The organism is Brevibacterium aurantiacum (assembly GCF_007558825.1).
GTDB classification, from domain to species: Bacteria; Actinomycetota; Actinomycetes; order Actinomycetales; family Brevibacteriaceae; genus Brevibacterium; species Brevibacterium aurantiacum_A.
In genome coordinates, this window is record NZ_VLTK01000006.1 from 84675 (window position 1) to 100247 (window position 15573).

A 15573-nucleotide genomic window follows, 5' to 3' on the forward strand; every position below is an offset into this window, starting at 1 on the left:
CCATGAGCTCCTCCACCGCGAATCCGCAGCAAGAACCCGTACTCGAGGCAACTCCGGAACGTCTCCTTGCCGCACGCAAGGCCGTCATCTCCAGCTCGATCGGTGCAGCCCTCGAATGGTTCGACATCATCGTCTTCGCGTCGTTCGCCGTCGTGATCTCGGAGATCTTCTATCCTGAGGGTGATCCGGTCTTCTCCCTCATCCTCACGTTCGCCACATTCGCGATCTCCTACCTGGTCCGCCCCATCGGTGGTCTGGTCCTGGGCCGATTCGCCGATCGGCGCGGACGTAAGCCGGCGCTGACCCTGACACTGTTCCTCATGATGCTCGGCACGCTGCTCATGGCGATTGCCCCGACCTATTCGCAGATCGGAATCTGGGGCGCGCTCATCATCCTGACTTCCCGCCTGCTGCAGGGCTTCTCCGCCGGCGGCGAGTTCGGCACGGCGACGACCTTCCTCGTTGAGACCGCACCGCACCGGAAGATGTACTATGCCTCTTGGCAGATCGCCAGCCAGGGAGCGTCGATGGCATTGGCCTCGGCCTTCGGATTCGCCCTCAACACTTATCTCTCCGATGAAGCGCTCCATTCGTGGGGGTGGAGGGTGCCGTTCCTCATCGGTCTCCTCGTCGGACCCGTCGGACTCTACATCCGGTCCAAACTCGACGAGACTGAGGAGTTCACGTCGAGGCCTCCGGCAAAGTCGCCCCTGCGCACGCTCTTCGCCAACCACTGGGGTCGCATCCTCGCAGCCTCCGCGTCGGTCGGTGTCGCCACGATCTCCGTGTACATGATCCTCTTCATGCCGACCTTCGCAATGTCCAACCTGGGCATCTCACCGACAGCAGCCTACCTCGGCGGCATTCTGGCCGGTCTGATCTGCCTGATCGGCTCACCGCTGGTTGGTCGCTTTGCCGATCGCGTCGGTCCCGCGCGGATCATGACCTATGCCGCGGTCGCGGCCCTGGTGCTCGCGTGGCCGCTGTTCCAGCTCATCGTCACCCAGCGCAGCGTGCCCGCGTTCATCTTCGTCATCGCCGTGCTCGGTGTGATCATGGCGTTCTACTTCGCGCCGCTGCCCGGCATGCTCTCCGTGCTGTTCCCCGCCGAGATCAGGGGCACAGGGCTGTCCACGGCCTACAACATCGGCGTGACGCTCCTCGGCGGCATCGCTCCCTTGGTGCTCACGTGGCTGCTCGATATCACCGATTCTCTGAACTCGCCGAGCGTCTATTACATGGGAGTCGCCGTGCTCTCCCTCATCGGCCTGTTCTTCGTCCGCAGGCACTACGGACAGCGCTGAGGCTGCACTGGCCACACGGGTGCACTCGGCATAGTCGCGCCATGCATTGCGCCATCGGTAGTCAGGCTGCGGAACAATACACAGGTTGCAAGCCGTGTACTGTTCCGCAGCCTGAGTCGTCTTCCGGCCCGACACCATGATTGTCGACCTGAACTTCCCATAGGCGACGGAGCAACCGAGATGGCTGGGAGCATACAGAAACGTCGAGGGGACACTCTATAAAGTGTCCCCTCGACGTTCAGCTCTGCTTTCGACTACGAGTCGAACTGACCAACGGCCAGTCAGACTCGCTGCGGAAGCATCAGGCCTTGCCGACGACCTCGAACTTGGCGTTCGCGGTGATCTCGTCGTTGACGCGCACGGTAGCGGTGTAGCTGCCGGAGGTCTTGACGTGAGCAGGCAGTGCAACCTGACGACGATCGAAGTCGTGTCCGGTTGCGGTGTTCAGCGCCTCGGCCACAAGTGCCGGGGTCACGGCGCCGAAGAGGCGGCCGTTCTTGCCGGACTTGAGCTCGATGCGAGCGCTGGAGGATTCCAGCTGAGCCTTGACCTTGACTGCTTCATCGTGGTCGGCGATCTGCTTGGCCTGGCGGGTCTTGCGGAGAGCAAGGACATGCTTCTCTGCACCGGCGGACCATGCGGATGCCCAGCCACGGGGCAGCAGCAGGTTACGTGCGTATCCGGCGCGAACCTCGACGATGTCGCCGGCGGCTCCCAGACCATCAACTTCCTGGTTAAGAATTACTTTACGGTTTGACATGTTCTCACCCTCCGATCAGCGAGCAGTGCTCGAGTAGGGCAGAAGTGCCATCTCGCGGGCGTTCTTAACGGCCTTCGCGATGACGCGCTGTTCCTGCACGGTCACGCCGGTGACGCGACGGGCACGGATCTTGCCGCGGTCGGAAATGAACTTACGGAGCGTAGCGGTGTCCTTGTAGTGGATCTTCGCCGCTTCGCCCTTCTTGAGCGGATTAGCCTTCTTCTTGATAGGCTTCCGGATCTCTGGCTTGGCCATGAGTATCTCCTGATTTACGAAATGTCTTGAACGTGTTTAGAACGGTGGTTCATCGGCGCCCGGGTTGCCCCAGCCGCCGTTGCCGCCCTGTGGACTCGATGATGCCCACGGGTCATTCGCCGGTGCGCTGTTCCCCTGGCTGTAACCGCCCTGGCGCTGACCACCCTGCTGCGAGCCACCCTGTTGTGGGTTGCCCTGCTGCGGGTTGTTGCCCCAGCCCGACGACTGCTGCTGAGAGAAGCCGCCCTGCTGGGGGCCTCCGCCCTGCTGCGCTCCGCCGAAGTTACCGCCACCGGAGAATCCGCCTCCGCTGCGTTCGTTCTTCGTCACCTGAGCGGTGGCGCGTCGCAGGCTGGGGCCGACTTCGTCGACGTCCAGTTCCATGACGGTGCGCTTTTCGCCCTCTTTGGTTTCGAAGGACCGCGACTTGAGGCGGCCCTGAACGACGACCCGAGTACCACGCTGCAAGGATTCGGCTACGTTTTCGCCCATCTCACGCCACACCGAGCAGCGAAGGAACAGGGTTTCCCCGTCCTTGAACTCGTTGGACTGACGGTCGAACATACGCGGCGTCGAAGCCACGGTGAAGTTTGCGACCGCAGCACCGTTGGGTGTGAAGCGCAGCTCGGGATCACTTGTCAGGTTCCCGACGACCGTGATGACTGTTTCGCCTGCCATTGACTGCTCCTTGAAACGAGGTGCTTGACGCTGTTACTTGGCGTCTGGGCGGAGGATCTTGGTGCGCAGGACGGACTCGTTGAGTCCGAGCTGGCGATCGAGTTCCTTGGTCGTTGCGGGCTCTGCGTGGAAATCAACCACGACGTAGAAGCCTTCGGACTTCTTCTGGATGTCGTAGGCGAAGCGCCTGCGTCCCCAGATGTCCACGTTGTCGACGGTTCCGTTTTCAGCCGGGACAACCTTCATCAGTTTGTCCACGGTGTCAGCCAACGTCCGCTCTTCGGTTTCGTTGTCAAGAATGAGCATGAGCTCGTAATGACGCATCTGTCACCCACCTCCTCTGGTCTTTGCGGCCATGGTCGTTCCATGGCAGGAGGGCATATGCATGTCCGTTCCAGCCCCCACGATGGTCGTGAAATGGGAACAGACCTCCACAGTCTAGTGGACGCGCACCGGTGGTGTCATGTCGGATTCCCGTGCCCTTGGACACGGATCGTCGGGCGGTCGTCTTCGACGCGCCGAGGAGGTTCTGCCCTGAGCAGTCGACCGCGGATTCGTCGCCGGTACAGATTCTCACCCGCGCAGATGACGACTGCGACGAGGACGAGCAGTCGCAGGAGAGTCAGGAGTGCGACGAAGGTCGGTTCGAGGCCTTTGTCCGCTTCGATCGCGGTCACGTCGCCGAGGTGGATGGCAATGGCGAAGGCCGCCTCCGCCAGCGCCCAGAAGATGAGCACCCACCAGCGACGGACTGTGAGGGCGAAGAACGGCAGGATCCAGAGACTGTCCCAGGGCATCATCCCCGGCGCCAGCAGCAGGCAGCCACCGATGAGGAGGCAGGCGGCGACGGCTGGGTCGAGTCCGGCTCGGCGCACCATGTACAGCGCGATGGTGACCGCGACGATGACACCCGCACTGGCGATGATCCACACCGGTGCCCACACCTCGGCGGTTCCCAGTCGCGCCATGACCAGGATCGAGGCGAAGGATCCGCCGTCGACAGCCTCGCGCATCCAGTCCAAGATCCGTTCGATGGCGCTGCCGTCGATAACCAGGATGAGCGCCGAGGTGATTGTGAGCGCGGCGAACATCATCCGCGGATCCCGGGGGCGCAGTCTCCCGGCCGGGTGCGGCCCAGCGAGACAGAGGGCGAGCACTACCAGAAGAGCCAGCGGGTTGACGAAGGAGGCTATGCCGAGGAGCGCCCCGGACAGCCACGGTCGAGGGGTCACCGGCGATGATCCGAAGAAGATGACCATGGCCCAGAGACTCAGCGCCAAGGCCACCGGGTCCAGAGTCGAGCCCAAAGTGAAGAGGATGACCGGCGAGGCGAAGGCCGCGACCAGCCAAGCTCGCTGCCTGGCGAGGACCAGAAGTGCGACGCCGAGAGCGGCGAAGGCGATCACGTTGACGATGAGAACGAACGTCATGAAGACGGAGACGTCGTCGGTCACGAGCTTCATGAGTTGGACGAAGCGGGCGTCGATCACCGACAGGCCGGTCATCCCTCCGTGGGAGCGGCCGAGGGCTTCTTCAGGGTTGGTCTGGCCAAGGAATGCCGTGGACAGAGGTCCGGAGCACATCCTCGCCGAGGCGGACGGCTGTTCGTAGCCCGAACTCAGGCAGGGCCCCTGCAGGGCGAGGGCGAGAAAGGTCAACAGGCCGAGGATGCCGGCAAAGATGTAGGCCTGGCCACGCCTGAATCGTGCTCCCGCAGATGCGAGGTGAATGCCGTCCGGACCGCCGAGCAGAGGCTCGGCGATCCGGGTGCTGGACTGAGAAGGCATGACTAGAGGCTACCGGCCCGAGGGCCGAAGGCTGTTGTCAGCCTCCGAGTCCGGCGTCGTCACCGTCAGCATCTAGAGCGCCGCCGCCGGTGGCATCGCCGCCGCCGCCGGTGTCGCCACCGCCGTTATTGCCACCGCCGCCGGTGTCACCTCCACCCCCGGTATCGCCACCGCCTCCGGTGTCACCACCGCCGCCGGTATCGCCACCGCCTCCAGTGTCTCCGGTGTCGCCATCGTTCGATCCGCCCTCGGCATCCTTAGACGAGCCATTATCCTCGCGGCCGTCTTTCGAGTCCTTGGAGTCCTTGCCGTCGTCCTCCGAGTCCTTCGAACCGTCGGCGTCCTTATCTTTATCCTTGTCTTCGTCGTCCTTCGGCTTCTCGCTCGGCTCGTCGACTGGGGCCTTCTCGTCGGACCCGTCGCCGCCATCGCTGCCGCTCGGGGCCTCGGGTTCAGGCGCCTTCGGTTCGGGTTTCGGAACCGCCGGAGCGTTGGTGTTCTTAGGCTTCGGCTTGTCCGGCAGTTCTCCGCGCTCGGGGAACTGTTCGACCTTGGTTCCCTGGAGCGCGTCCTGCATGTACTCAGTCCACACTTGAACCGGGAACGATCCGCCCGTGACCTCGCCGCGGCCGCCGTAGGAGCCGATCGACATCTGCTTGCCGTCGACCTCACGGTAGAGGACCACTGATGTCGCAAGATTCGGGGTGTAGCCCGAGAACCAGGCCGCCGTGTTGTTGTTCGTCGTACCGGTCTTGCCCGCTGCTGGTCGTCCGAGCTGCTGGGCATAGCTGCCCGAGCCGCCGTTGATGACCTGCTGCAGAGCGAACGAGGTCTCAGCTCCCACCGCCTTGTCGAAGACGCGCTTGCCCTTCGCCTCGCCCTTGTAGACCTCCGTGTCGTCGGCCCCCTGGGTGACTTCCTTGATCGTGTGCGTGTCATGGTGGACACCGTTGGCTGCGAAGGTCGCGTAGGCCGAGGCCATGTCGATCGGCTTCACGCTTGGCGTTCCGAGCACGTTCGAGGGGTTAGGTGTGAGTCCGATGGAGCATCCGCCCGTGTCACCGGACTCCATCTCCTTGTCCGTGCAGTTGCCGCTCAGGCCCGCTCGCTGTGCCACGTCAACGGTCTTGTCCGGGCCGACCTGGACATTGAGCGCGGCATAGGCCGTATTGATCGAGGACTGAGTGGCCTTGAGCAGACTCACGGGTCCGTAGCTCGTATTGCCGAAGTTCGACAGCTCCCATGGAGTGCCGTCGTTGTTCAGGGTCGTCGGACTCGCACCCGGGTAGGTGTCGGTGAGTCGTACACCGTTCTCAAGCCCAGCCACCAAGGCGAAGGGCTTGAAGGTCGAACCGGCCTGTACATGGCTCTGTGTCGAAGCGTTGAAAGCCTGATCGAGGTAGTTCTTACCGCCGTAGAAGGCCTCGATTCCTCCGTTGTCCGGATTGATCGAGACCAAGCCCGTCTGCAGACCCTCCGGCTGATCGGACGGCAGGTTCTTGATGGCCTTCTCGGCCTGCTTCATCCGGTCCTCGTCGAAGGTGGTCGTGATGTTATAGCCACCACGGTCGAGCTGCGCCTCGGTGATGTCGAGCTTGCGCAGGGCCTCACGGCGGACGAAGTCCCACATGTAGCCCTTTTGGCCGGACAGTGAAGATTCTTTGTTCTGCTTCTTCACCTTCGGCATCTCGATCTTGGCTGCCTGCTCCTCAGTGATGAAGCCCTCATCAACCATCGACTTCACGACGTAGTCGAAACGATCCTGGTAGACCTCGGGGTTGTCCGATGGATCGGCGGCTCCTGGGCGCTGGATCATCGCTGCCAGCAATGCCGACTCGCTGACGTCGAGGTCCTTCGCCGACTTATCGAAGTAGTTCTGGCTGGCAACCTCGATGCCGTAGGACCGGCGTCCGAGGTAGATGGTGTTGAGGTAGTTGGCAAGGATGTCGTCCTTGCTCTGCTGCTGATCGATCTTCAGCGAGATGAACATCTCCTTGATCTTGCGATCGAAGGAGTGCTCGTTCGTGAGGTAGAAGTTCTTCACGTACTGCTGCGTGATGGTCGATCCACCACCGGCGTACTGATTGGTCGCCACACCGACGACTGCGCGGGAGAGTCCCTTGATGGAGATTCCGCGATTCTCGTAGAACGAGGTATCTTCCGCAGCGACCGCCGCCTTCTGCATCGGCTCGGAGATCTCATCGATTCTGACCGACTTCCGGTCCTCGACCTTGTACTGCCCGATGGGTGTCTTGCCATCGTTGTAGTAGATGGTCGAGGTCTGACCTGTGGCCTCTTGATTGGGTTCGGGGACGTCTGTGGTCGCATATCCGATCGAGAACAGCACGCACAAGAGAATGACGATGCTGAGTCCGCCGACGACGAGCAGCCGGATGCTGGGCAGAAAACGCGTCCATCCGTGCACGCCTGAGCGCGGATAGTTGAGAATATTCTTCGTCTTCTTGCCTCTGGTTTTGGCTTGTCTTTGTCCCTTAGCCACCCAAGGTCCTCCAGGTCAGTTGGCCTGCCGCATTGCGTGGCGACGAGGTTCGATAAGGTCACACTTGAGCTTCAGTCTGGCACGCCTTCTTTGGAACGGGATGAAAATCCCCTGAATCCAGCGCCCAGTCACCCCAGTTGTTACTTTCCAGCACATATGAGTAGAGTCGTATGTCCACTCTCACCAGGGATTTTACTGTCACACCCAGGTATCGACCACACCAAGTGGCGAATTGCTCACATTTAGCTATTTTTTCAACTATCAGCCGCCTGTCGGCCCATCATTGTGCATAGAACTGTGCACTCCCGAGCCCAACTGCTCTGTGAGAGTAGGGGGCCGACGAATACTTTCCGAGCAGATTCGCCCTCAAAAATCGCCGAGGGCGGTCAGCCCTTGAGGTCGAAGTCCGTGTCTGCGTACTCCCTGCCTTCGACGGCCGGCTCACCGCTGAACGGATGCAGCTGGTCTTCACGTGCACGAAGTTCGACACGGCGGATCTTGCCGGAGATGGTCTTCGGCAGCTCGGAGAACTCGAGCCGACGGATGCGCTTATATGGGGCCAGGTGCTCACGGCAGTAGGCGAGGATCTCCCGAGCGGTGTCCGCATTGGGTTCGAAACCACCCGCCACGACGACATAGGCCTTGGGAACAGCGAGACGGACAGGATCCGGCGAGGGGACCACAGCCGCCTCGGCGACGGCCTCGTGCTCGATGAGCACGCTCTCAAGCTCGAACGGCGAGAGTCGATAGTCACTGGCCTTGAAGACGTCGTCGGCGCGCCCGACATAGGTGATGTAGCCGTTCTCGTCGCGTTCGGCCACGTCACCGGTGTGATAGACGCCGCCTTCGAAGGCTTCAGCGGTCTTCTCCTCATTGGACCAGTATCCGCTGGTCAATCCCAAAGGGCGCGGGTCGAGACGGAGGCAGATCTCGCCCTCATTGCCCTCTTCACCGGTCGCGGGATCGATGAGGACCACGTCATAGCCGGGGAGCACCTTGCCCATGGAGCCGTATTTGAGCTCCTGATCAGGGGAGTTGCCGACCTGCAGGGTAGTCTCCGTCTGGCCGTAGCCGTCGCGGATGAGCACATCCCATTCCTGCTTGACCCGGTCGATAACCTCCGGGTTGAGGGGCTCGCCGGCACCCAGGGCGATCTTCGGCGGCGTCTTGAGATGGCTGAGGTCTGCCTGGATGAGCATGCGCCACACCGTCGGAGGAGCGCAGAAGCTGGTCACGCCGACCCGGTCCATGGTCTCCATCAGGGCATTCGCGTCGAAGCGCGAGTAGTTGTAGAGGAAGACACAGGATTCGGCGATCCAGGGAGTGAAGATATTCGACCAGGCGTGCTTGGCCCAGCCGGGCGAGGCGACATTGAGGTGGACGTCGCCGGGCCTCAGCCCCATCCAGTACATCGTGGACAGGTGGCCGACGGGGTAGGACACGTGGGAATGGGCGACCATCTTCGCCTTCGAGGTCGTGCCCGAGGTGAAGTAGAGGAGGAGCAGGTCATCAGCGCGCGAGGTGCCCTGCGGGTCGAAGCGTGAGTCTTCATCGTCGGCGTCGACGTAGCTGTAGTCCTGCTGGCGCTTCGCATCGTCACCGACGACGATGCGCACCACCTCTGCGTCGACATCGTCGAACTTCGCAGCATCCTCAGGTCCGGCGATGACGAACTCGGCCTTGCCGCGATCGACACGATCATTGAGGTCGATGGGACCCAACTGGGTGGTCGTGGGCAGTAGGACCGCGCCGAGCTTGATGCCGGCGAGCATGGTCTCCCACAGCTCGACCTGGTTGTTGAGCATGATCATGACGTGGTCGCCGCGCTTCACACCTGAGCGGCGGAGGAAGTTGGCAACCTGGTTCGAACGACGGGAGAGCTCCGCGTAGCTCCACTTGCCCTCCGACCCGTCCTGCTCGACGATCCACAGGGCTGGGCTGTCGTTGCCCTCGGCGACCTTGTCGAACCAGTCGATGCCGAAGTTGAAGTGATCGAACCGCGGCCATTCGAAGCCGTCACCGGCCGCCGCGGCATCGCTGCGCAACTCGATCAGCTTGTCTCTGGCTGCACGGAACTCATCGGTCACAGTCATCAGGATCTCCTCACATCGTCGCCTGCGCCACACCATGTGACGACACGCACAAACATACGCGAATTACGAAGTTATCAGTTGGTGTGAGGACGACAACAGGCGGGGGTGGGTGGAGCCTAGGACTGCTCTCCGGGCTCAACTTCCGCGGGCCCGTTCTCGGCCCACCACTGACGCAGAACCTCTTCGGCGCGTTCAGGTCCCAGCGGGCCGTGCTCCATCCGCTGCTCGAGAAGATGTTTGTAGGCCTTGCCCACCAGCGGCGAGGGTTTGATGTCGAGGATGGCCATGATCTGCCGACCGTCGAGGTCGGGGCGGATCGCGGCGAGCTCCTCCTGCTCGCTGAGCTTCTCGATCCGGTGCTCAAGGTCGTCGTAGGCGAATGCGAGCCGATCGGCCTTCTTCTTGTTCCGCGTGGTCACGTCCGCGCGGGTGAGGATGTGCAGTCGCGAGAGCAGCGGGCCGGCGTCGGTGACATAGCGCCGCACCGCAGAATCGGTCCACCCGGCGTCACCGTAGCCGTAGAAGCGCAGATGCAGTTCGACCAGACGGCCAACGGCTTTCGTGGTGTCCTTGTCGAAGCGCAGCGCCTTCATCCGCTTCGCGGTCAGCTTCGCGCCGACGGCATCATGGTGATAGAAGGTGACAGCCCCACCGGGTAGGAATCTGCGTGTCGCAGGTTTGCCCACATCGTGCATGAGCGCCGCGAAGCGGACGGTGAAATCGGGCACGACGAGGTGGTTGGGATCATCAGAGCTCAACCCGGCTTCGCGCTGTTTGGCCGCATACTGCTCTTCGAGTTCCACAGCCTGGCGCAGCACGGTCAGTGAGTGCTGATAGACGTCCTTGTGGCGGTGATGTTCATCGGTCTCCAGCCGCAGACCTGTGACTTCGGGCAGGACGTGATCGGCGACATCGGTGCGCACCAGCAGATCGATGCCCGCGGCCGGGTCGAGACCGGTCATCAGTTTGAACAACTCCACCTGGATGCGTTCGGCGGAGATGATCGCAATCCGATCGGCCATGTCACGCATCGCCGCTTCCACCTCGGCGACGGGATCGAGACCCAGCTGAGCCGTGAAACGCGCGGCGCGCATCATGCGCAGCGGATCATCGGAGAACGAATCCGCGGCCGTTCCCGGGGTGCGGATGACACCCTCGACGAGGTCGGTGAAGCCCTCGAACGGGTCGACGAATGTCATTGCTGGTAGACGAATCGCCATCGCACCGATTGTGAAATCGCGTCGGACCAGGTCAGCGTCGAGATCTGTACCAAACTTCACCGTGGGTTTGCGCGAATCCGGGTCATAGGCCTCGGCGCGGTAGGTCGTGATCTCGATCTGCACACCGGACTTGATCGCGCCGATGGTGCCGAATTCCCGACCGATGTCCCAATGTGTGTCGACCCAGTCGGAGATGAGGGAGAGGATGTCGTCGGGACGCGCATCCGTGGTGAAGTCGAGATCGGGCATCGGACGGCCCAGCAGTGCATCGCGAACGGAGCCTCCGACGAGCGCGAGTTCGAATCCGGCCGCGGCGAAGCGCTTGCCCAGGGGCCCGAGAATGTTCTCGAGCTCATCGAGCTTGTCGTACAGACGGGCGTGCGCGGTCTTCGGGTCCACCGAGCTCCTTCGTGTTCTACCGTGCCGTTCCGATCGGAGACGGCTCATCTACAGCCGAGTCCAGCCTACCCGGAGCGCGCCCAACGACACTTCCAAGAATCGCCTACTAAGGTAGGAGAATGACCACACCGATGCCCAAGCCGGGACCCAGAGCGTCTCGTCGCACCACGGTAGAGGAGATATCCGCCGGGGGCATCGTCGTCGACTTCACACGCCCGGAACTGTCCGTGGCCGTGATCGCGCGGATCAACCGGGCAGGACGGATCGAATGGTGCCTTCCCAAGGGTCACCTCGAAGGAATTGAGACCCCCGCCGAGGCGGCTCGCCGTGAGGTCGAAGAGGAGACAGGCATCCTCGGGCAGATAGTCTGCCCCCTGGGCACCGTCGACTACTGGTTCACCGTGACCGGAATCCGCATCCATAAACTCGTCCACCACTTCCTGTTGCGTGCACGGTCTGGGACGTTGACCGTGGATAATGATCCTGACCAGGAAGCGATCGACGCTGCGTGGATTCCGTTCAACGATCTGCGCTCCCGGCTCTCATTCGCCAATGAGCGTCGCATCGTTGCCGCCGCCCGTCCGATGGTCGCCCGATTGGAGCAGTGAAACCCATCAGCCATATGCGTTTCCTCCTCGCCCTGCTGAGCACAGTCCTTCTGCTCGCAGGGTCAGTTTTCGTCGTCCCACTCATGGGATCGAGTCCGGCGGTTGCCGCCGGTTCGACCGCCGCCGATGGCACCTCGGCGAACGGAGGCAAGTCCGGTGGCTCCGAAGTCGCCATCACCCTCGACGAGGTGACGCCCTGGGTCGACGCAAAGGGCACACTCAAGGTGCGCGGCACGATCACGAACCCCACGGATGAGGCGATCTCCGATCCTGATCTGCATCTGGCGATGTCGATGCAGAAGCTCGATTCCGGACGTAAGATCGAGAGCTGGAAGACCGACCAGTCCCAGAACCGCAGCATCGCCGACCTCGAGAACAACGGTCCCGACGCCCGCAAGAAGGCCGAAGAGGGCTCGAACGGAGACTCCGACCCGATGACTGCGGTGGACACCACGTTCGAGGATGAGATCGCGGCCGGGTCCTCCGCAGAATTCACGATCTCCGTCCCCGCAGATGATCTCGGACTGCAGAAGTCCTCTCCGGTCTCGAACTGGGGCCCGCGTGGACTGAGCGTGCAACTCGGCGATGCCACCGGGCGACTCGCCTCCGAAGTCGGCTTCTCCACCTGGTACCCGAGCCCGAAGTTCGACAAGACCAAGATCAGCATGCTCGCTCCGGTGACGATTCCGGCTCATACCTCGGACGGCATCATCGCCCCCGACGTCCTCGACAAGGCGATCGGCAAGGGCGGCTCTCTGACGTCGATCATGAACGTTCTCGACACTCCCGGAGTGGGAATCGCCCTCGACCCCCGGATCATCGCCTCCTTCGAATCGGCTGTAGCCGAACCACCGCCCGAAGATGACGGATCAGATCCCGAGGAGTCTGAAACGCCCTCCCCGCAGGGCACGGAAACGGCAACCACAGGACCAGATGCCCAGGACACCGAACCCGGCGCGAATTCCGATGACGAGGGCGGCGACGAGTCGGAGGCCCAGGAAGACCAGCGCAAGCGCCTCGACACCTGGTATCAGGACTTCCTTGCCGAAGCGGAGTCGCACACCGTCATCGCTCTGCCCTATGGCGACCCCGACCAGGCGTCGCTGGTGGACAGTGACCTGGAGAGTCTGGGCAAGTTCGCGCAGAAACAGAGACAGATCGTCAAGGATGTCCTGCCGAAGGCCAAGACCGACATCGCCTGGCCAGTCGCCGGCTCCGCACAGCGCGAGCATCTCGCTGACTTCGCCAAGGCCGGTGATCAGACCGTGATCCTCAGCAACAACCAGCAGCCATCTCTGGCAGGGGTCCACGACGACGCCCACTCGAAGACTCGCATCACCGCCGATGCACAGTCATCGATCGACACTCTGATCACCGATACGGCTCTGGCGCAGCAGAGCGCCAAGATCATCGGTTCCGATCATCCCGCTTCGGGCATCTCAGAACTGGTCGCGACAACCGCCGCGATCCAAGCAGAGTCCCCCTACCGGACACGACATCTGCTCTTGCCGATGCCTCGCACGGCAGCCTCGGCGAACTGGGAGGGTACGGTCAAGTCCGTCGCGGACGCTCCCTGGGTCGATCCGTCCGGCATCGATGATCTCCTCGACACCGACCCTGTGCCCCGCGGGCTGCTGCAGTCAGGAGCGGATCCGAAGGCGATCGGAACCAAGGCAGTGCACAGCCTCGCAGAGACCCGGGCGACGCAGAAGAAGTTCAACAGTGTGTTCTCCGACCCGGCGAGTGCGAATACACGGCTGGACCGTGAGCTGCTCAGCTGCACCTCGGTCGCGTGGACCCTGGAGGGCAGTGCGAAGAGCTGCGCCGACGATGCCCAGGCTTCGAGTGAGAAGGTGAGGAACAGCCTCTACCTCGAGAAGGGCTCCTCGGTGCTGCTGGTCACCGGTGAGGAGACGACCATCCCGGTGACGATCGTCAACGATTCGCCCGCCGAGGCGAGCATGAGCATCCGGATGAAGCCGAAGACCCCCCAGCTGCGGGCCGAGCCCACCGAGACAGTCGTCGTGCCCTCCCAGGAGACCATGCGCGTCGACGTTCCCGTCGAGGGTCTGGCCAACGCAGACGTCCCGACGACGATCGAGATGGTCGCCACCGATGACGTCGTCCTGCCGAAGAACGAGACACTGCTCGTCAGGGTGCGCGCCGACTGGGAGAACATCGGTACGGCCGTAGTCGGATTGGCACTGGCCGCCGTGTTCGTGATCGGCTTGATCAAGACGATCTCCCGCGGACGCAGGAAGATCCCCGAACAGCAGCTGGCCGATGCGATGGCCCGCGCGCACAACGACGAATCGGAAACGAGGTAACGCGTGTCCAGTTTCTCATCGTTAGCCAGATCCTCGGCCATTATGACCGCAGGCACACTGACTTCGCGTGTGCTGGGCCTGGTCAAGGCCTCACTGCTCGCGACGGCGATTGGAATCACTGCAGTCCAGGCGGACGCCTTCGATGTCGCCAACAAGGTGCCCAACACCTTGTATATGCTGCTGGCCGGCGGCGTGGTCAACGCCGTCCTCGTCCCGCAGCTGGTCCGCGCGTCGAAGCGCAAGGACGGAGGCGAGGACTATACGAACCGTCTGCTGACCCTGGCATTCATGATCCTTGCAGTGGTCAGCATCGTTGCCACAATCGCCGCTCCGGTCCTCGTGTGGCTCTACTCCTCCGGGTGGGGGCCGGATCAGATGGCCCTGGCCACGGCCTTCGCATTCTGGTGCCTGCCGCAGCTGTTCTTCTACGGTCTCTACACGCTCTTGGGCCAGGTGCTCAACGCGAAGTCCTCGTTCGGTCCATATATGTGGGCACCAGTGCTCAACAATGTCGTCGCCATTGTGGGACTCCTCGTCTTCATCCTTGTCTTCGGCACGAACAATGCTTCCCCTCATCATCTGAGCACCTGGACTCCGGACAAGATCGCCCTTATAGGCGGATCAGCCACACTGGGTGTCGCCGCTCAGGCTCTGATCCTGATCTGGCCGCTCAAACGCATCGGCTTCAAGTACAGGCCGACATTCGGTTTCCGTGGTGTCGGCCTCGGCACCGCCGGCAAGGTGGCATTCTGGACCTTCGCCGCGATGCTCATCGGTCAGATCGGATTCCTGGTCATTTCCCGCGTCGCCGCGGGCGCCTCGGTCCCGGGAGAGGGCAATGCCTCGAACGCCGCCTACACAAACGGCTACCTGGTCTTCATGCTCCCGCACTCACTCATCGCGGTGTCGCTTGCCACGGCACTCTTCACCTCGCTGAGCAGGGATGCCGCGAACAATGACACCAAGGCTGTCGTCGGTGACTTCTCCATGGGCATACGCATGGTCGGATTTGTGAATTCGTTCGCTGTCGCTGCTCTCGTCGTCCTCGCGTCGCCTGTGGCGATGATCATCGCCGGCGATGGCCGCGAACAGGCAATGGCCGTGGGACTCGTGATCATCACGATGGTGTTCGGCCTCATCCCCTTCAGCGCCAACTACCTGGCGCAGAGGGTCTTCTACGCCTATGAGGACGCGAAGACACCGTTCCTCATCCAGCTCCCGCAGGTGATCTTCCAGTCCTTGGCCGTGCTCTCTGCATCGATCTTCCCGAAATCGGTCACGGTCGCCATCATCGGTCTGACGATGAGTCTTGGCTACCTGTTCGCCATGATCCTCTCATTCGCGCTCCTGTCGAAGCGCCTGGGCGGGATTGATCTTCGCACAATCCTCGGCGCCCATGTGAAGTTCTTCGTAGCAGCGTTGCTTGCCGGATTGGCCGGTTACGGACTGCTCTTCTTCTTCCCGGACTTCGCATTGTCCGGCAGGTGGCAGGCATTCGTCTCCGCCGCTGGCGTCGGCACGGTCATGCTTGTCATCTTCCTGGGAGCATGTTATTTGCTGAAAGTCAGAGAGTTGCATTCGATTATTGGCGTGGTTGCTGGAAAACTAAGGAGATAGCCTGCGCATCGAAGCCCTATTGAAG

General features: G+C 62.3%; 12 protein-coding genes. 4 read left to right on the plus strand and 8 right to left on the minus strand.

Going from position 1 to position 15573, the window contains the following annotated elements; all coding sequences use genetic code 11:
* Positions 1-2 precede the first annotated feature (2 nt).
* Positions 3-1304: an MFS transporter gene (locus FO013_RS11720; RefSeq protein ID WP_143922725.1), complete on the plus strand. Its 1302-nt coding sequence runs from the start codon at positions 3-5 to the stop codon at positions 1302-1304.
* Positions 1305-1605: 301 nt separating this feature from the next.
* Here FO013_RS11720 and rplI read toward each other — a convergent pair whose 3' ends face one another.
* The 8 genes from rplI to FO013_RS11760 form a co-directional block, all read right to left on the minus strand.
* Positions 1606-2064, minus strand: a complete 459-nt coding sequence (gene rplI / locus FO013_RS11725) for a 50S ribosomal protein L9 (RefSeq protein ID WP_143922726.1) — start codon at positions 2062-2064, stop codon at positions 1606-1608.
* Between the two features lie 15 nt (positions 2065-2079).
* A complete protein-coding gene (gene rpsR, locus FO013_RS11730) occupies positions 2080-2319 on the minus strand; it encodes a 30S ribosomal protein S18 (RefSeq protein ID WP_009882767.1) in 240 nt (79 codons plus the stop codon).
* Positions 2320-2355: 36 nt separating this feature from the next.
* Positions 2356-2997, minus strand: coding sequence for a single-stranded DNA-binding protein (locus tag FO013_RS11735; RefSeq protein WP_143922727.1), 642 nt, complete (start codon positions 2995-2997; stop codon positions 2356-2358).
* A 33-nt stretch (positions 2998-3030) separates the two neighbouring features.
* A complete protein-coding gene (gene rpsF, locus FO013_RS11740) occupies positions 3031-3321 on the minus strand; it encodes a 30S ribosomal protein S6 (protein WP_114384810.1) in 291 nt (96 codons plus the stop codon).
* A gap of 137 nt (positions 3322-3458) precedes the next feature.
* Complete coding sequence (locus tag FO013_RS11745; RefSeq protein ID WP_143922728.1) at positions 3459-4784, minus strand: hypothetical protein; 1326 nt, start codon at positions 4782-4784, stop codon at positions 3459-3461.
* 37 nt (positions 4785-4821) lie between these two features.
* Positions 4822-7284 carry a transglycosylase domain-containing protein gene (locus FO013_RS11750; RefSeq protein WP_143922729.1) on the minus strand — a complete coding sequence of 821 codons (2463 nt, stop codon included), beginning with the start codon at positions 7282-7284 and terminating at the stop codon, positions 4822-4824.
* Positions 7285-7670: 386 nt separating this feature from the next.
* Positions 7671-9377, minus strand: coding sequence for an AMP-binding protein (locus FO013_RS11755; RefSeq protein WP_143922730.1), 1707 nt, complete (start codon positions 9375-9377; stop codon positions 7671-7673).
* Between the two features lie 116 nt (positions 9378-9493).
* Complete coding sequence (locus FO013_RS11760; protein ID WP_143922731.1) at positions 9494-10996, minus strand: CCA tRNA nucleotidyltransferase; 1503 nt, start codon at positions 10994-10996, stop codon at positions 9494-9496.
* Positions 10997-11115: 119 nt separating this feature from the next.
* On the opposite strand from FO013_RS11760, the gene FO013_RS11765 reads away from it, so the two are divergent.
* The 3 genes from FO013_RS11765 to murJ are packed head-to-tail and all read left to right on the plus strand — an operon-like array spanning position 11116 to position 15548.
* Entirely contained in the window at positions 11116-11604 is a 489-nt protein-coding gene (locus FO013_RS11765) for an NUDIX domain-containing protein (RefSeq protein WP_143922732.1), read from the plus strand.
* On the plus strand, positions 11601-13931 hold the full coding sequence (locus FO013_RS11770; protein WP_143922733.1) for a DUF6049 family protein: 2331 nt from the start codon (positions 11601-11603) through the stop codon (positions 13929-13931). Before FO013_RS11765 ends, FO013_RS11770 begins: the two co-directional genes overlap by 4 nt.
* Before the next feature lie 3 nt (positions 13932-13934).
* Positions 13935-15548: a murein biosynthesis integral membrane protein MurJ gene (gene murJ / locus FO013_RS11775; protein WP_143922734.1), complete on the plus strand. Its 1614-nt coding sequence runs from the start codon at positions 13935-13937 to the stop codon at positions 15546-15548.
* Positions 15549-15573 lie beyond the last annotated feature (25 nt).